Origin of the sequence: Rhodovarius sp. (genome assembly GCF_040399605.1) — a bacterium.
Lineage (GTDB): Bacteria > Pseudomonadota > Alphaproteobacteria > Acetobacterales > Acetobacteraceae > Rhodovarius > Rhodovarius crocodyli_A.
The window spans coordinates 29402-46135 of sequence record NZ_JBBARU010000012.1 but is presented as its reverse complement, the minus strand read 5'-3'; the positions used below and the strand labels follow the sequence as shown (position 1 = coordinate 46135).

Genomic DNA, 16734 nt, shown 5'->3' with positions numbered 1-16734 from the left:
GGGGCCGCAATGGCCCTTCCCGCATGGCACCCCGAACGTTTGGCGGCAAGGCTGCCCTATCTGGCGGCGCGCAGCCGTATTCTGGCCGCCACCCGCGCGCATTTTTCCGCCCGCGGCTATAGCGAGATCGAAACCCCCGCTTTGGTCCCCAGCCCCGGGGCCGAAGTGCATCTGGCGGCCTTCGAAACCGCCTATGAGCCGCATCTGGGGGCCGGGGCGCAGCAGCGGCTCTTCCTGCGCACCAGCCCCGAACTGGCCATCAAGCGGTTGCTGGCCGGCGGTGTGGGGCCGGTCTTCGAAATCGCCCGGGTTTGGCGCAATGGCGAATTATCCGCCCGCCACGCGCCGGAATTCACCATGCTGGAATGGTACCGGCCCGGGCTCTCCATGGCCGGGCTGATGGATGAGGCTGAGGCCTATCTGCGCGCCGTCTGGCCCGATTGCCCGGCCGCGCCATTTCGGCGGATCACCATGGCGGAGGCGTTTTTTCGCTGGTGCAACGGACTCCATATCCTGGCCACGGTGCGGCCGGACGGCCAGGGGGACGCGGCAGCGCTGCAAGCGGCCATGGCCAGTGCCGGCCTGGAAGTCCGGCCCGATGAGGATTGGGAAAGCGGCTTCTTCCGCCTGCTGCTGGAGCATGTGGAGCCCCGCCTGGCCGCCGAGCCCAGCTTTCTCACCCATTGGCCCAGCCCGCAGGCGGCGCTGGCAAGGCGTGATGCAGCCGATGCCCGCGCCGCGCTGCGCTTCGAGCTCTTCGCCGGCGGTATGGAACTGGCCAATGCCTTTGAGGAACTGACCGACCCGCAGGAGCAGCGTCTGCGCCTGGAGGCTGATATGGCCGAGCGGGTGCGGGTGCATGGCCCGGGCGCCGCCTGGCCGGTGGATGAGGATTTCCTGGCAGCACTTGAACTGGGCATGCCGCCCTGCGCCGGCATAGCTTTAGGCCTGGACCGCTTGGTGATGCTGGTCTCTGGCGCGCGACGAATAGCGGACGTGCAATGGCTGCCCTGGCAGGGCACCTAGAGGGCCGCCCAAAGCAACGGGATCAAAGGGCCTTTCGGCCCTTTGCGGGAGGGTTCGGGAGGGCAAAGCCCTCCCAAGCGCCATCTATGCGACCTTAAGAGTTAGGCCCACGCCCCAGCCCCACGGGCTGCCAACGCGCCAGCGCCGTATTCTGCAGCACTGAAGGGTTCACGCAGCTCATCGGCCATTTGCCAGACAACACCAGCGCCAATTCGCTGCCCACGCGGCGCTTGCGCGCCTCATCGAAGCGCGCCGAGGCCGAGGCCGTATGCGCCGATAGAATCACATTATCCATCGACAGGATGGGGTTGTTGTGGCTCGGCGGCTCCACCTCCAGCACGTCGAGGCCGGCATAGGCGAACCAGCCCTCGCTCAGGGCCTTGATCAGCGCATTCTCATCGACCGTGGGCCCACGGCCGGTATTGATGAAGATCGCGCTCTTCTTCATCTGCCGGAAATGCTGTTCCTTGAGCAGATGGGTGCATTCCGGCCGTGCCGGAGCATGCATGGAGACGAAATCCGACTGGCTCATCACCTCGTTCAGCGTCGCCGGCATCACGCCATGTTCGGCGATCTGCGTCTCGTCCAGGAACGGATCATAGGCGATCATCCGCAGGCCGAAGGGCGCAGCCCGGCGGGCAACAGCGCGCGCCACACGGCCGAAGCTGACAAAACCCAGCGTCTGGCCCATCAGGCGGGGGATTTTCAGCAGCGCCGGGCGGCCTTCCTTCCAGCGATGTTCGCGCACCATGCGGTCCTGCTCGATCACCCGGCGGAAGGTGCTGAGCAGCAGCGTCATGGCATGGTCGGCCACCTCCTCGATGAAGGTATCGGGCACATTGGTCACCGGGATGCCGGCTGCGGTGGCGGCCTTCACATCCACGCTGTCCACGCCCACCGAGCCCAGGCTGATCACCTTGCAGTTCTTCAGGGCGGCGATGATCTCGGCGGTGATGGGGATGCCCTTGGCATAGATCGCATCCGCCGTGGCGGCGGCGGCGATGAAGCCGGCGGTGTCCATCGGCGCTTCGATGATCTCGGCATCCATATTGGCGAGCGCTTCCATCTCCAGCGAGTAATCGCTGCTGCCGACGGTGAAGCTGGCCCCGGCCGGGGTGATGATACGTTGTTTTGCCATGTGTTCCTCCAGAGATAACTTGTTAGGAAGCCAAGCATGCAAGGGCGGGCGCCACAACCCTGGCAACGCAGGCGCATCGCCAGCAGCCCCGTCCGGGCTTTCGGCGCCTCAGCCATGCGTCTTGCGACAAAAAACCGTAAAATTAACGTAAAAACATTGAATTAGCACTCATGCTCGGAGAGTGCTGGAAATCCCTTGACGCCAGTCAACCAAGCCCCTACATCGCTGGCACTCCTTGGGTGAGACTGCTAACGGGCGCTAAGCTCAGCGGCTTCCCCACGGATCCGTGGCCCAGGGGCTCCCCTGGGCTGCATGACTTTCACCCTTTCAGGAGAGGATTAGCCATATGAGCTTTCGCCCCCTGCACGACCGCATCCTGGTCGAGCGCATTGAAGCCGAAGCCAAGACTGCCGGCGGCATCATCATCCCCGACACCGCCAAGGAAAAGCCGCAGGAAGGTCTCGTGATCTCCGTCGGCAACGGCACGATCAACGAAGATGGCGATGTCCGCCCGCTCGACGTCAAGGCCGGTGACCGCATCCTGTTCGGCAAGTGGAGCGGCACGGAAGTGAAGCTCGACGGCAAGGATCTCCTCATCATGAAGGAATCCGACGTGATGGGCATCATCGACACCAAGTCCGCCTGATTTCGGGCCCGGCGCGCGAGGCCGCAAGGCTCGGCGTGCCGCCCGTATCCGCAACATTCGTAAGAAAGAAACCAGACAATGGCAGCTAAAGACGTCAAGTTCGGCGCCCAGGCCCGCGAGCGCATGCTCCGCGGCGTGGACATCCTGGCCGATGCCGTGAAGGTCACCCTCGGCCCCAAGGGCCGCAACGTGGTCATCGACAAGTCCTTCGGCGCACCGCGCATCACCAAGGACGGCGTCACCGTCGCCAAGGAGATCGAGCTGGCCGACAAGTTCGAGAACATGGGCGCCCAGATGGTGCGCGAAGTGGCCTCGAAGACCAACGACACCGCCGGTGACGGCACCACGACCGCGACCGTGCTGGCCCAGGCCATCATCCGCGAGGGTGCCAAGGCCGTGGCCGCTGGCATGAACCCGATGGATCTGAAGCGCGGCATCGACAAGGCCGTCACCCAGATCGTGGGCGAGCTGGAAGCCAAGACCAAGAAGATCACCACCTCCGCCGAGGTGGCCCAGGTCGGCACGCTCTCCGCCAATGGCGAGACTGAGATCGGCAAGATGATCGCCGAAGCGATGGAGAAGGTCGGCAACGAGGGTGTCATCACCGTCGAGGAAGCCAAGTCCATCCAGACCGAACTCGACGTCGTCGAGGGCATGCAGTTCGATCGCGGCTATGTCTCCCCGTATTTCATCACGAATGCGGAGAAGATGATTGCCGAGATGGATCAGCCCTACATCCTGATCTTCGAGAAGAAGCTGTCCCAGCTGCAGCCGATGCTCCCCCTGCTCGAGGCCGTGGTGCAGTCCGGCCGTCCGCTGGTGATCATTGCCGAGGATGTCGAGGGCGAAGCCCTGGCCACCCTGGTGGTGAACAAGCTGCGCGGTGGCCTGAAGATCGCCGCCGTCAAGGCGCCGGGCTTTGGTGATCGCCGCAAGGCGATGCTGGAAGACATCGCGATCCTGACCGGTGGCCAGCTGATCTCCGAAGACCTCGGCATCAAGCTCGAAACCGTCACCCTCGCCATGCTCGGCAAGGCGAAGATGATCCGGATCGAGAAGGAAAACACCACCATCGTCGATGGCGCCGGTGAAAAGTCCGAGATCCAGGGCCGTTGCGAGCAGATCAAGGCGCAGATCGAGGAGACCACCTCGGACTACGACCGCGAGAAGCTGCAGGAGCGCCTGGCGAAGCTCGCCGGTGGCGTGGCCGTCATCCGCGTCGGTGGCAGCACCGAAGTGGAAGTGAAGGAGCGCAAGGACCGTGTGGACGACGCGCTGCACGCAACCCGCGCCGCCGTGCAGGAAGGCATTGTCCCCGGTGGTGGCACCGCCCTGCTGCGCGCCAGCACCAACCTGCACACCCTCAAGGGCCTGAACTCTGACGAGCAGGTCGGCATCGAGATCGTCCGCAAGGCCATCCAGGCCCCGGCGAAGCAGATCGCCGAGAATGCCGGCAAGGATGGCGCCGTGGTCGCCGGTGAAGTTCTGCGCAGCGATGTGTGGGAATTCGGCTACGACGCGCAGCTCGACCAGTACAAGAACCTGGTCGATGCCGGCATTATCGACCCGACCAAGGTTGTGCGCACGGCGCTGCAGGATGCGGCCTCGGTCGCCAGCCTGCTGATCACCACCGAAGCCATGGTGGCCGAGCGTCCGGCCAAGGGCTCGGCCCCGGCCGGTGGCCCGGGCGGCGGCATGGGCGGCATGGGCGACATGGACTTCTAAGAAGTCCAAGCCTTGCGAGAAACGAAGGGGCGGTCCGCAAGGGCCGCCCTTTTTTTATGCGTCGAGGCTCCAGCGCCCACGCTCCACGGTCGAGAAAAAACTCTGCATCTCGCGGTTAAACGCCGCCGGCTCCTCCAGATTGATGGCGTGCCCGGTGCGCGGCTGCATCCACAGCCCGCAATGGGGGATGGTGCGCTTGAGGAAGCAATTGGGTTCGATGCAGGGCCAATCCTCATCACCCAACGCCAGCAGGGTGGGCACCATCATGGTCTTGAGTTCCGCCTCCCAGGCGTAAACCGGGTCGCGCGCGCCCTGGTAATATTGCTGCGTCATCGCCGAGCCCTCGGGCGAATGCTCGCGCAGATGGGCAACGAATTCAGCCCAGCCGCGCGGGTCCTTCTTCTTCAACTGCACCCGGGTTGGGCTATGGCCGGATTCAAGGGCAAGATCATGCCAGCCATCGCTGCGCAGCGCATCGGCGCGCACCACCTGTGCGGCGCGAAACGCCTCAAGCTCGGCCAGGTTCGAGCCAGTGCCCACGCCCGCCACCACCAGCGCCGTCGCCATTTGCGGGTAGCGGATGCCAAAGAGCAGCGTCGCAAAAGCCCCCATCGAGAGCCCCACCACATGCGCCTTGGGAATATCAAGGTGGCGCATCACCGCCGCGATATCGGCTGCGGCAAAATCCTGGCCATAGAGCCGTGGGTCGGATGGCACGTCGGAGGGCGTATAGCCGCGCGCATCAAAGGTGATGCAGCGATATTCGCGTGAGAAGAAGCGAACCTGCTGCTCCCATTCGCGATGATCCGAGCCGTATTCATGGACGAAGACGATGGGATGGCCATGGCCCGTCTCCTCATAATGCAGGCGGGCACCTTCGGCTTGGGCGTATGGCATGGTGGTTTCCTCAAACAGTGCCGCCCCAGCTTGGCCCCGCCAATGCCCGCTGCATAGCGGCTGCCCGCCGCGCCCCAACACCCAAAGCCGCAACGGGCTTGCGAATTTTTGTGATGCGGGCGACATCGCACCCATTGGCGGGAAGCCATGCAGGCAAGCGAAACAGGGAGACCAGGACCATGTCCATTGTGACACGACGCAGCGCCATCACCGGGCTTGGCATCGCCCTGGCCACCCCCCCTCTGGCCATCCCCGCCCTGGCCCAATCGGGCGATGTCTTCCGCATCGGCCTGATCCTGCCGATGACCGGCCCCTTCGCCAGCACCGGCCGGCAGATCGAGGCCGCCATCCGCGCCTGACTGCGCGCCAACCCCGCCCCGATTGCCGGCAAGCGCATCGAAATCCTGCTGCGTGACGATACCGGCGTCGCCCCCGATGTCACCCGCCGCCTGGCGCAGGAGCTGGCGGTGCGTGAGCGGGTGCAGGCCCTGGCTGGCTTTGGCCTCACGCCGCTCGCTCTCGCCGCCGCCCCCATCGCCACCGAGGCGAAGCTGCCGATGATCGTCATGGCGGCCGCCACCGCCATCATCCCCAGCCGCTCGCCCTTCATCCTGCGCACCGCCTTCTCGCTGCCGCAGGCCACCGCCCCCATCGCCGTCTGGGCGCAGCGCGCGGGCATCCGAACCGCGGTCACATTGGTCACCGATTTTGCCTCGGGCCTGGATGCCGAGCGCGCCTTCAAGGAGCGTTTCACCGCCGCCGGCGGCAGCGTGACGGCCGAGCTGCGCACGCCGCTGCGCAACCCCGATTACGCCCCCTTCCTGCAGCGGGTGCGCGATGCGCGGCCCGATGCGCTGTTCATTTTCGTGCCCTCCGGCGAGGGCGCGCCGCTGATGCGCCAATTCGCCGAGCGTGGCCTGCGCGAGGCCGGCATTCGCCTCATCGGCACCGGCGATGTGCTCGATGATGATATCCTGAACGATATCGGCGACAGCGCGCTCGGCGCCGTCACCTCGCACCACTACTCGGCCGCGCATGACAGCGCCGAAAACCGCGCCTTCCTCGCCGCCTATGCCGCCCAGGCGCCCGGCCAGCGGCCGAATTTCATGGCGGTGGGCGGTTGGGATGGCATGCATCTCCTGGCCGAGGGCCTGCGCCGCACCCAGGGCAATACCGATGGCGAACGCCTGGTCGCCGCCATGGCCGGCCAGGAATGGATCAGCCCGCGCGGCCCCGTGCGCATCGATGCGCAAAGCCGCGACATCGTGCAGGACATCTATATCCGCCGCACCGAGCGCCGCGACGGCCAGCTGTGGAATATCGAGTTTGACCGCGTCGAGCGTGTGGGCCCGATGGGCTGATGGCCTCCGCCATCACCGTGCTGCTCGACGGTGTGGCGGCGGGCATGCTGCTCTTCGTCCTCTCGGTTGGCCTCTCGGTGACGCTGGGGCTGATGAATGTGGTCAATCTGGCGCATGGCGCTTTTGGCATGCTGGGCGGCTATGTCTGCGTGGTGTTGCTCAACCGGCTGGGTGTGCCGTTTCCCCTCGCTTTGCTGGCGGCGGCCGCGGCGGCGGCGGCCATGGGTTTTGTGCTCGAGCGGCTGCTCTATGTGCATATTTATGGCCGGGATCACCTCACCCAGGTGCTCTTCTCCATCGGCCTCGTGTTCATCATGGGGGCGGTGGCGGATTGGCTGATGGGTGCGCGCACCCAACTCATCCAATTGCCGCCCTGGCTCTCGGGGCGGATGGAGTTTGCCGGCATTGGCCTCGGGCGCTATCGCCTCTTTCTGATCATCCTCTGCGGCTTTGTGGCACTCGCGCTGCATTTTGGCCTGGTGCGCACCCGTTTTGGCGCCCGGCTGCGCGCTGCGGTGGATGATGGGGTGGTGGCCCGCGGCATGGGGCTGCCGGTGGGGCGCATCTTCTCCATCACCTTCGCGCTGGGCTCGGGCCTGGCCGGGCTGGGCGGCGCGCTTGGGGTGGAAATTCTCGGCCTCGATCCGAATTTCCCGCTGAAATACATGGTCTATTTCCTCGTCGTCGTGGCGGTGGGCGGGGCCAATTCGGTGGCCGGGCCGTTTCTGGCCGCGCTACTGCTGGGGGTGGTGGGTGTGGCCGGGAAATATTGGATTCCCGAGGTGGGCGCCTTCATCATCTACACCGCCATGGTCGTGCTGCTCCTCGCCCGGCCGCAAGGCCTGCTGGCGCGGGCGAAATGATCCTGCTGCACGCCATCCCCTGGGCTGGGGCGCTGGCCGGCTATTGGCTCTTTCCTGAGCAATTGCCGCTGCTCTCGGCCATTGCCATCGCCGCACTCTTCGCCGTCTCGCTCGACCTCATCGTCGGCTATGCCGGGCTGGTCACGCTGGGCCAAGCCGCGTTTTTTGGCGCGGGCGCCTATACCGCCGGCATCCTCGCACAGCAGGGCTGGGGCGAGCCATTTTCCGGCCTGCTCGCCGCCGCCGCGGTGGCAGCACTGCTTGGGCTTATCAGCGCGCCCCTGGTGCTAAGGGCCGGCGAATTGGCCGGGCTGATGGTCACGCTGGGCCTGGGCCTCATGCTTTATGAGGCAGCCAACAAGGCCGCCGCCATCACCGGCGGCGCCGATGGGCTGCAAGGTGTGGAGATGTGGCCGATTTTTGGCCTTTATCGTTTCGACCTTTGGGGCCGCACCGCCTATCTCTACTCCCTGGCCGTGCTCTTCGTGCTGTTCATGCTGGCGCGGCTGCTGGTCGCCTCGCCCTTTGGCTGGTCGCTGCGCGCCATTCGCGGCAATGCCCGCCGCGCGCCCGCCCTGGGCGTGCCGGTCAAGGCAAGGCTGACCGCGGCCTATGTCATCGCCGCAGCCTATGCCGGGGTGGCGGGGGCTCTTTTGGCGCAGACCACCAGCTTCGCCTCCCTCGATGCGCTCTCCTTCCAGCGCTCGGCCGATGGGTTATTGATGCTGGTGCTGGGCGGGCTGGGCAGCCTTTATGGCGCGCTGCTGGGGGCGGTGGCCTTCACCGTGGCGCATCACGCGCTCAGCGAGGCCAGCCCGGTCTTTTGGCAATTCTGGCTGGGCATCGCGCTGGTGGCGCTGGCCCTGGCAGGGCAGGGCGGGCTGCTCGGCCTCGCCCGCGCCGCCATCGCCAGGCTGCGCCGCCGATGAGCGCTGCGCTGGAAACCCGGGGCCTCACCCGCCGCTTCGGCGCCTTCGTCGCCGTTGATGCCGTCTCGCTGCGGGTGGAGCCCGGCGCACGGCACGCCCTGATAGGCCCCAATGGCGCGGGCAAGACCACCTTCGTCAACCTCCTCTCCGGTGCGCTGGCGGCCAGTGCGGGCCAGGTAAGCCTGCTGGGCCGGGATGTCTCGGCCGCGCCACAGCATCTGCGGGTCCGCCTCGGCCTGGCCCGCACCTTCCAGGTCAATCAACTCTTCGCCGAACTCACCCCCATGCAGGCCACCACCATGGCGCTGGCCGAGAGGGCGGGGCTGGGCGCCATCTGGTGGCGGCCGCTATTCGGCATGGCCGGGCTGCGGGCGGAGGCCCAGCAATTGCTCGACACGGTGCGCCTGCCCGATGCCGCCCGCCACCAGCGCACCGCCTCGCTGCCCTATGGCCGGCAGCGGCTGCTGGAAATCGCCCTGGCCCTGGCCATGCGCCCGCGCGTGCTGCTGCTCGACGAGCCCGCCGCCGGCGTGCCCCCCGCCGATAGCCGCGAGGTGCTGGCCGCCGTGGCCGCCCTGCCGCGCGACGTCGCCGTGCTGTTGATCGAACACGACATGGACCTCGTCTTCCGCTTTGCCGAGCGCATCACCGTGCTCGCCTTCGGCGCCGTGCTGGCCGATGGCGCACCATCCGAGATCGCCCGCAGCCCGGCGGTGCGCGAGGCCTATCTCGGCAGCACCGAGGTGGCGCATGGCTGAGCCGCTTCTCAGTATCGACAATCTCCGTGCCGGCTGGGGCGAGGCCATGGTGCTGGACGGCATCAGCCTCACCTTGGCGGAGGGCCAGGCGCTGGCACTGCTCGGCCGCAATGGCGCGGGCAAGACCACGCTGATCGCAGCCCTGATGGGCGTGGCCCGCCACCGCGCCGGGGTGATCCGCCTGGGTGGTACAGCGCTGGAGCGCCTGCCCAGCGAGCGCCGCGCCGCCCTCGGCTTGGGCTGGGTGCCGCAGGAGCGCAATGTCTTCCGCTCGCTCACGGTGGAGGAAAACCTCACCGCCGTGGCCCGCCCCGGCCGCTGGGATCTGGCGGCGGTCTATGCCCTCTTCCCCCGGCTGCGCGAGCGGCGGGCCAATCTCGGCGGCGCATTGTCGGGCGGTGAGCAGCAAATGCTCGCCCTGGCCCGCGCGCTGATGCTCAACCCGCGCCTGCTGTTGCTCGATGAGCCACTGGAGGGCCTCGCGCCGGTCATTGTCGAGGATCTGCTCGCCGCCATCCGTCGCCTGGTGCGCGATGAGGGCATGGCCGCCATCATCGTCGAGCAGCACGCCCATCAGGTGCTGCCGATCGCCGACCACGCGGTGATTCTCGATCGCGGCAGCATCATCCATCGCGGCGCCGCTCCGGCGCTGCTGGCCCAACCCGATCTGCTCTCCCGGCATCTCGGCCTGCAACACCACTAAGGACGCTTGTCATGCCCCATGGAGTTCCCCCCTTCCGCGCCGATCACGTTGGCAGCCTGCTCCGCCCGGTGGCGCTGCGTGAGGCCCGCGCCGCCCGCGCCGCCGGCAGCATCGATGCCGCCACCCTGCGCGCGGCCGAAGACACATGGATCGCCCAGGCGATTGCGGAGCAAAAGGCGATCGGGCTGAAGGCGGACACCGATGGCGAGTTCCGCCGCGCCTTCTGGCATTTCGACTTCCTGGGCGAATTGGGCGGGGTGGACATGGTCGAGACCGACCAGGGCATCCAGTTCAAGGGTGGCCAGACCAAATCCTACACCCTGAAGGTGACGGATAAGATCAAATACCTCCCCCATCCTTTCGTCGCCGATTATCGCTTTGTCGCCGAGCATGCCGGGGGGGGCTGTGGTGAAGCAGACCATCCCCTCGCCCTCCGTGCTGCATTTCCGCGGCGGGCGACGGGCGGTGGACCCGGCCGTCTATCCGGATATGGACGGCTTCTTCCATGATCTGAAGTTCGCCTATCGCGATGCGGTGCAGGATTTCGCCGCCGCCGGCTGCCGCTATCTCCAACTCGATGAGGTCAATATCGCCTATCTCTGCGACCCGGAGCAGATCGCCGGCCTCAAGGCGCGGGGCGAGGAGACCGAGGGCCTGCTCGGCCGCTATGCCGAACTCATCAATGGCGCCATCGATGGCCGGCCTGCCGACATGATGGTGACCATGCATCTTTGCCGCGGCAATTTCCGTTCCATGCACATCGCCTCGGGCGGGTATGACCCTGTGGCCGAGGTGCTGTTCAACGGCATCAATGTGAATGGCTACTTCATGGAGTATGATGACGAGCGCTCGGGCAGCTTCGCACCCCTGCGCTTCCTGCCCAAGGGCAAGACGGTGGTGCTGGGCATTGTCACCTCCAAGCGCGGCGAATTGGAAAGCCGCGATGAATTGCTGCGCCGCATCGAGGAGGCAGCGAAATACGCCCCGCTCGACCAATTGGCGATCAGCCCGCAATGCGGTTTTGCCTCGACCGAGGAGGGCAATCTGCTCACCGTGGAGCAGGAATGGGCCAAGCTGCAACTATGCGTCGATGTCGCGCGCGAGGTCTGGGGGCCGGTCTGAGCCGATCATCGCGGCCGGGTCCGATAAACCCGGCCTGCGCCTGAGCGCTGCAATCGGCGCGCAACACCGATTGCCAAGTACTGTCCGATCCCGCAGTCTTCCCATCATCGAGGCGTGAGGAACGCGCCCGGTGTTCAGGGAAGGACGTCAAGAGCCATGGATGAGCTCTCACCGCGCCAACGCGCCTTGAAGGAGGAGTTCACCCAAGCGCGCGGCTATTGGAGCCCGACCTGGGACCAGGTCCTGGCACTCGATGCCGATTTCTTCGAAGCCTATATGAACTTCTCCTCGGTGCCCTGGCGCCATGGCGTGCTCGACCCCAAGGTGCGCGAGTTCATCTACATCGCCATCGACGCATCAACCACGCATCTGCACGCCGCGGGCACCCGCGTGCATATGAAAAACGCGCTGGGCTACGGCGCGACCCAGCAGGAAATCATGGAGGTGCTGCAGCTCATCTCCGTGCTCGGCATCCACAGCGTCACCCACGGCGTGCCCATCCTGATGGAGGAGATGACGGCGGCCGGCCGCGGCGGGGAACTCCCCAAGCCCGGCGATGGTGGCGAGCGCGCGGCCCGGCTGAAGGCCGAGTTCACCGCCGCGCGCGGCTATTGGTCCGCATTATGGGATGATGTGCTCGCCCTCTCGCCCGATTTTTTCGAGGCCTATATGCGCTTCTCCTCGGTGCCCTGGCAGCATGGCAGGCTGGAGCCCAAGGTGAAGGAATTCATCTACATCGCAATCGACGCCGCCACCACGCATCTCTATGCCCCCGGCACCCGCATCCATATCCGCAACGCCATCGGCTACGGCGCGACCAGCCAGGAAATCATGGAAGTGCTGGAGCTGATCTCCGTGCTGGGCATCCACAGCACCACACATGGCGTGCCGATCTTGCTGGAAGAGCTCAAATCCGCCGGCAAAACCTGAAAAACCAGCGTCAAGGGAGGAAAACACAATGAATATCAGCCGCAGAACCTTAGGCCTCGGCGCCACGGCCCTCAGCCTGCCCGGCCTCGTGCAGGCGCAACCGGCCACCATCAAGTTCGGCTTCACCGCAGCGCTGACCGGCCCGTTCAACGAGTTTGGCGAGGGCATTAACCGCGGCGCGCAGATCGCGGTGGAAGAATGCAACAAGGCCGGCGGCATCAATGGCCGCATGGTGGCCCTCGCTGAGGTGCTGGACGATCAGCTGGTGCCAGACCGCGCGGTGCAGAACCTGCGCCGCATCCTCGACAATCGGGAGATCGTCGGCCTGATGTGCCCCTCGGGCTCCGGCCCCACCCTCGCCATCGCCGATATGATCCAGGCCGATGGCCGGCCGATCATCAACCCGCAGGCGCAAACCCCCACCATCGTCTATCCCAATGGGCTGGATAAGCCGCCACGGCCCAACCTCTTTTCCGTCTCCATCAGCAATACGGTGGAATCGGAAAAACTGGCGGCGGCAATGTCGCAATACAGCCGCGTCGGCATCGTCCATGAAAGCACGGGCTATGGCGTCACCGGCGCCGAGCTGGTGCGCCAGGAGCTGGTGAAGCGCAAACCCGGCATGCGGGTGAGCGTGGAGAGCTACAACCAGCGCGCCCAGGACATGACGGCGCAGCTCGTGCGCGTGCAGCGCGCCAATGCCGAGGCGATGCTGGTGATCGGCCTGGGTGCTGACTTCGCCGTCATCCGCCGCAATATGAGCCGGCTGAACATGAACCTCGCCCTGTTTGGCGCCGCCGGTGCGGTCACCATGCCCTATATCGAAGGTGCGGGTGATCTCGTGGCCGGCACCCGCGCGGTCAACCACGCCGCCTTTGGCCGGCGGCCAATGCATGCGGCGGCGGCGAAATTCGTCGATCTCTACCGCGCCAAATTCGGTACCGACCGCTGGTATGGCCAGGATGCCGCCAATCCGCTGATCTCGCTCGCCGCCACCGTGGGCAGCGGCTATGACTGCATCAACCTCCTGATCGACGCCATTCGCCGCGCTGGCTCCACCAATGCCGCCGAGATTGTGCGGGCCCTCGACCAGACCCGCGATTTCGCGGGCGCCACCATCGAGAAAATCAGCTTCACCCCGCAAAACCATGTGGCGCTGAAGCTGGAGGATCTGGGCACCTATGAGATGCTCAAGCGCGGCGATCGCGTGGTGCTGGAACTGCGCGACTAAATGATGGACGACTTCTTCTTCTCCCTGCTGCTGGCCGGCATCAGCGTGGGCGCGGTCTATGCGCTCATCGCCCTCGGCCTGAACCTGACCTTCTGGACCACGAAGACGATGAATTTCGGCCAGGGCTCGCTGATGATGCTCTGCGCCATGCTCACCGTCTTCCTCTCCAGTCAGGGGCTGGCAATGGCCCTCGCGGTCATCGGCAGCCTGCTGGTGGTGGCTGCTTTCGGCGTCTTCATCGAGCGCTGGACGGTGCGGCCGGCGCTGCAGGCCAGTGGCGGCAGCATGGGATGGGTGGTCTCCACGCTGGGCTTTGGCATTTTCCTCCAGGGCGTGGCGGCGAAGTATTTCGGCTCCCAGGCGGTGGCCTTCCCCGATGTGGTGTTCACCGCGCAGGATTTCGTCACCGTCTTCGGCCAATATGTCTCGCTGCAATACCTGGTGGTGCTGGCGGTGGCGGTTGCGCTGATTCTGGCGCTGGAGCTTTTCGTCCGCAAAACCGTCTGGGGCCAGGCGGTGCATGCCGTCTCGCTCGACCCTGAACTGGCGCTGGTGCAGGGCATTCCGGTGCGGCTGCTGGTGCTGGGCTCCTTCATGCTCTCCTCGGCCCTGGCCGGGGTGGCCGGCGTGCTGATTGCGCAGATCGGCGGCACGGTGGACCCCGCCTTTGGCTTCGATCTGGTGCTGCTGGGCTTCGTGGCGGCGGTGCTGGGCGGCATGGGCAGTTCCATGGGCGCGCTGGCCGGCGGACTGCTGGTGGGCATCCTCAGCAAGCTGGTGGGCGGCTATGTCTCCACCGCGGCCGAGCATGGCATCGCCTTCGCCCTGCTGATGCTGGCCCTGGCGCTGCGCCCGCAGGGGCTGTTTGGCCGCCCGGAGGTAAGCAAGGCATGAACCGGCTTCGCGCATTGCTCCGCGCGCTGGTGGCCGATTGGCGGCTGCAGGCGCTGCTGGTTCTGGCGCTGCTGCTGGGCGCGCCGCAGCTCTCACCTGGCACGGTGCAGATAGCCAGCTTCGTGCTCATCGCCGCGATCTTCGCCCAGAGCATCAATCTTCTCACCGGCCTGGCCGGACAGATTTCCCTCGGCCATGCCGGCTTTTTCGGCATCGGCGCCTATTGCACCGGCGTGCTGGTCAAGACCCATGGCCTGGATGTCACCATCGGCGTGCCCCTGGCCGTGCTGCTGGCCGGGGTGGCCGGCTGGCTGCTCTCCTTCCCCGCCAAGAGGGTGCGCGATGTCTATCTGGCGATGATGACGCTGGGCTTTGGCATGGTGTTCTTCGAGGTGGTGCGCGAGTGGAACAGCGTCACCGGCGGCACCATGGGCCTGCCCGGCGTGCCCTCGGCGGCGCTACGCACCCTCACCATCCTTGGCATCAAGGTGGATGGCCTAGCCTATTTCCAGCTTCTGCTGCTCATCACCGCCGCCACCATGCTCGCGGTGCGCAACCTCACCCAGTCGCGCATCGGCCGCGCCTTCTATGCCATTCATATCAGCGAGATCGCGGCTGGTAGCATTGGCATCCCTGCTGGGGCCACAAAGCAATGGGCCTATGCGCTCTCGGGCGGGCTGGCTGGGCTGGCCGGCGCGCTCTACGCCCATCTGGTGGGCTATTTGGGGCCGGAAAGCTTCGCCCTGCCGCGCTCGATTGAGGTGCTGGTCATCGCCATTGTCGGCGGGCTGGGCAGCATCGCCGGCCAGGTGCTCAGCGCCACGCTCTTCACCTTCCTGCCCGAGCGGTTGCAGGTCTTCGCCGAATGGCAATTCATCGCCTATGGCCTGATCCTCACCTTCTCCCTGATGCTGCTGCCCAAGGGCATTGGCGGCCTGCTGTTTGAAGCACCGCGCTTCATCCGCCCAGGCGCGCGCGCCCGGGCGGGGGCGCTGCATGCCGATGCGGCGATGCTCCGCCCGGCCGATCAGGGCGCCGCCCTTGAAGCCGAGCGCATCACCATGCGCTTTGGCGGGCTGGTTGCGGTGGATGACGTCTCGTTGCGCCTGGAACCGGGGCGCATCACCGCGCTGGTCGGGCCAAATGGCTCGGGCAAGAGCACCTTGGTCAATGTCATCACCGGCATTTACCGCCCCAGCGCCGGGCAGGTTCGCTTCGCCGGGCGCGACATCACGGGCCTTGCCGACCACCAGGTGGCCGCGGCCGGCGTGGTCCGCACCTTCCAGGACCCCCGGCTGGTGCCGCATTTCACCGTGCGGGAAAATCTGCTGCTGGGTGCGCATCGCCAATTGCGCCATTCCGGCGTTGCGGCGGTGCTGGCCCTGCCCAGCGCCACCGCCGAGGAGGCCAGCCAACTCGCCCTGGTCGAGGCCGTGCTGGCGCTCGCCGATCTCACCGCCGTGGCCGACCGCCCGATTGATACGCTGCCCTATGGCACCCGCCGCATGGCCGAGGTGGGCCGCGCGCTGCTCGCCCGGCCAAGGGTCATTCTGCTCGATGAACCCGCCGCCGGCCTCTCGGAGCCCGAGATGGAGCGCCTCACCCAGTTGATCCGGGATATGAAGGCCATGGGCCTCGCCATCCTGCTCATCGACCATCACATGGATTTCCTGGCCGATCTGGTGGATGACGTGGTGGTGCTCGATAGCGGCCGCATGATCTATCGCGGTGACATTGCCGGCATGCGCGGCGACGCCCAGGTGATCGCTGCCTATCTGGGAGATGAGGCCGCCCATGCTTGAGCTGCAAGGACTGACAGTGCGCTACGGCGCGGTGCAAGCGCTGGAGGGCGTCTCGCTGCAGGCCGGGGCAGGGGGCATTACCGCCATTCTGGGCGCCAATGGCGCGGGCAAATCCTCGCTGATGCGCGCGGTCTCCGGCATTGCCCCGGTGACGGCAGGGCGCATCCTGCTCGATGGCCAGGACATCACCGCCCTGCCGGCGGCCGAGCGGGCCAGGCTCGGCATCGCCCATGCCATGGAAGGCCGCCGCCTGTTCCGCCAACTGACCGTCGAGGACAATCTCAAACTGGCCTGGAGCTTTGGCGCCCGAACAGCGCCGCTGGCCGCCTCGCTGGCCGAGACCTATGCGCGCTTCCCCATCCTCAAGGAGAAGGCGCGTATCGCCGCCGGCCTGCTCTCCGGCGGCCAGCAGCAAATGGTGATTTTGAGTTGCACCACCATCCGCAGCCCGCGCTGCCTGCTGCTCGATGAGCCCTCGCTCGGCCTCGCACCCATCATCGTGCAGCAGATCTACGCCTTCATCACCGATTACGCCGCGCGCAGCGGCATCATCGTGGTCATCGCCGAGCAAATGGCCGCCCTCGCCCTGCGCGTCTCCAGCCATGGGCTGGTGCTGCGGCGCGGCCGCGCGGTGTTGCAGGGCAGCAGTGCCGAATTGCTGCACGGCCATGACGGCAAGACATTGGCCGCGAGCTATCTCTAGGGAACC

At 66.3% G+C, this 16734-nt stretch carries 18 protein-coding genes; 16 read left to right on the top strand and 2 right to left on the bottom strand.

The annotated features are described in order from the left end of the window. The first annotated feature begins 9 nt into the window (after window positions 1-9). Window positions 10-1026, top strand: a complete 1017-nt coding sequence (epmA, locus tag ABWP84_RS05925) for an EF-P lysine aminoacylase EpmA (RefSeq protein WP_353211082.1) — start codon at window positions 10-12, stop codon at window positions 1024-1026. Window positions 1027-1120: 94 nt separating this feature from the next. Here epmA and ABWP84_RS05920 read toward each other — a convergent pair whose 3' ends face one another. Next, window positions 1121-2164, bottom strand: a complete 1044-nt coding sequence (locus ABWP84_RS05920) for a C-terminal binding protein (protein WP_353211081.1) — start codon at window positions 2162-2164, stop codon at window positions 1121-1123. 346 nt (window positions 2165-2510) lie between these two features. Here ABWP84_RS05920 and groES point away from each other — a divergent pair, with 346 nt between their 5' ends. Then, entirely contained in the window at window positions 2511-2810 is a 300-nt protein-coding gene (gene groES / locus ABWP84_RS05915; protein WP_353211080.1) for a co-chaperone GroES, read from the top strand. Window positions 2811-2888: 78 nt separating this feature from the next. After that, window positions 2889-4535, top strand: coding sequence for a chaperonin GroEL (groL, locus tag ABWP84_RS05910; protein ID WP_353211079.1), 1647 nt, complete (start codon window positions 2889-2891; stop codon window positions 4533-4535). 54 nt (window positions 4536-4589) lie between these two features. On the opposite strand, the gene ABWP84_RS05905 is transcribed toward groL, so the two are convergent. Continuing rightward, window positions 4590-5432, bottom strand: coding sequence for an alpha/beta hydrolase (locus ABWP84_RS05905; RefSeq protein ID WP_353211078.1), 843 nt, complete (start codon window positions 5430-5432; stop codon window positions 4590-4592). Between the two features lie 179 nt (window positions 5433-5611). Here ABWP84_RS05905 and ABWP84_RS05900 point away from each other — a divergent pair, with 179 nt between their 5' ends. From ABWP84_RS05900 to ABWP84_RS05840, 13 genes are all read left to right on the top strand, one after another. Beyond that, window positions 5612-5791 (top strand): hypothetical protein, encoded by a 180-nt coding sequence (locus ABWP84_RS05900; protein WP_353211077.1) that lies wholly within the window; start codon window positions 5612-5614, stop codon window positions 5789-5791. Beyond that, window positions 5792-6793, top strand: coding sequence for an ABC transporter substrate-binding protein (locus tag ABWP84_RS05895; RefSeq protein ID WP_353211107.1), 1002 nt, complete (start codon window positions 5792-5794; stop codon window positions 6791-6793). Further along, a complete protein-coding gene (locus ABWP84_RS05890; RefSeq protein ID WP_353211076.1) occupies window positions 6793-7656 on the top strand; it encodes a branched-chain amino acid ABC transporter permease in 864 nt (287 codons plus the stop codon). The genes ABWP84_RS05895 and ABWP84_RS05890 overlap by 1 nt, the downstream gene beginning before the upstream one ends. Beyond that, window positions 7653-8585 (top strand): branched-chain amino acid ABC transporter permease, encoded by a 933-nt coding sequence (locus ABWP84_RS05885; RefSeq protein ID WP_353211075.1) that lies wholly within the window; start codon window positions 7653-7655, stop codon window positions 8583-8585. The genes ABWP84_RS05890 and ABWP84_RS05885 overlap by 4 nt, the downstream gene beginning before the upstream one ends. Next, window positions 8582-9343, top strand: coding sequence for an ABC transporter ATP-binding protein (locus ABWP84_RS05880; protein WP_353211074.1), 762 nt, complete (start codon window positions 8582-8584; stop codon window positions 9341-9343). The genes ABWP84_RS05885 and ABWP84_RS05880 overlap by 4 nt, the downstream gene beginning before the upstream one ends. After that, a complete protein-coding gene (locus ABWP84_RS05875) occupies window positions 9336-10046 on the top strand; it encodes an ABC transporter ATP-binding protein (RefSeq protein WP_353211073.1) in 711 nt (236 codons plus the stop codon). Before ABWP84_RS05880 ends, ABWP84_RS05875 begins: the two co-directional genes overlap by 8 nt. Window positions 10047-10057: 11 nt before the next feature. Continuing rightward, on the top strand, window positions 10058-10555 hold the full coding sequence (locus ABWP84_RS05870) for a hypothetical protein (protein WP_353211072.1): 498 nt from the start codon (window positions 10058-10060) through the stop codon (window positions 10553-10555). Then, window positions 10455-11168 (top strand): 5-methyltetrahydropteroyltriglutamate--homocysteine S-methyltransferase, encoded by a 714-nt coding sequence (locus tag ABWP84_RS05865; RefSeq protein ID WP_353211071.1) that lies wholly within the window; start codon window positions 10455-10457, stop codon window positions 11166-11168. Before ABWP84_RS05870 ends, ABWP84_RS05865 begins: the two co-directional genes overlap by 101 nt. 156 nt (window positions 11169-11324) lie before the next feature. Further along, window positions 11325-12098, top strand: coding sequence for a carboxymuconolactone decarboxylase family protein (locus tag ABWP84_RS05860; RefSeq protein WP_353211070.1), 774 nt, complete (start codon window positions 11325-11327; stop codon window positions 12096-12098). Between the two features lie 28 nt (window positions 12099-12126). Beyond that, window positions 12127-13329 carry an ABC transporter substrate-binding protein gene (locus tag ABWP84_RS05855; RefSeq protein WP_353211069.1) on the top strand — a complete coding sequence of 401 codons (1203 nt, stop codon included), beginning with the start codon at window positions 12127-12129 and terminating at the stop codon, window positions 13327-13329. Further along, window positions 13330-14223 carry a branched-chain amino acid ABC transporter permease gene (locus ABWP84_RS05850; protein WP_353211068.1) on the top strand — a complete coding sequence of 298 codons (894 nt, stop codon included), beginning with the start codon at window positions 13330-13332 and terminating at the stop codon, window positions 14221-14223. Beyond that, complete coding sequence (locus ABWP84_RS05845; RefSeq protein WP_353211067.1) at window positions 14220-16025, top strand: branched-chain amino acid ABC transporter ATP-binding protein/permease; 1806 nt, start codon at window positions 14220-14222, stop codon at window positions 16023-16025. The genes ABWP84_RS05850 and ABWP84_RS05845 overlap by 4 nt, the downstream gene beginning before the upstream one ends. Then, complete coding sequence (locus ABWP84_RS05840) at window positions 16018-16728, top strand: ABC transporter ATP-binding protein (protein WP_353211066.1); 711 nt, start codon at window positions 16018-16020, stop codon at window positions 16726-16728. The genes ABWP84_RS05845 and ABWP84_RS05840 overlap by 8 nt, the downstream gene beginning before the upstream one ends. Window positions 16729-16734 lie beyond the last annotated feature (6 nt).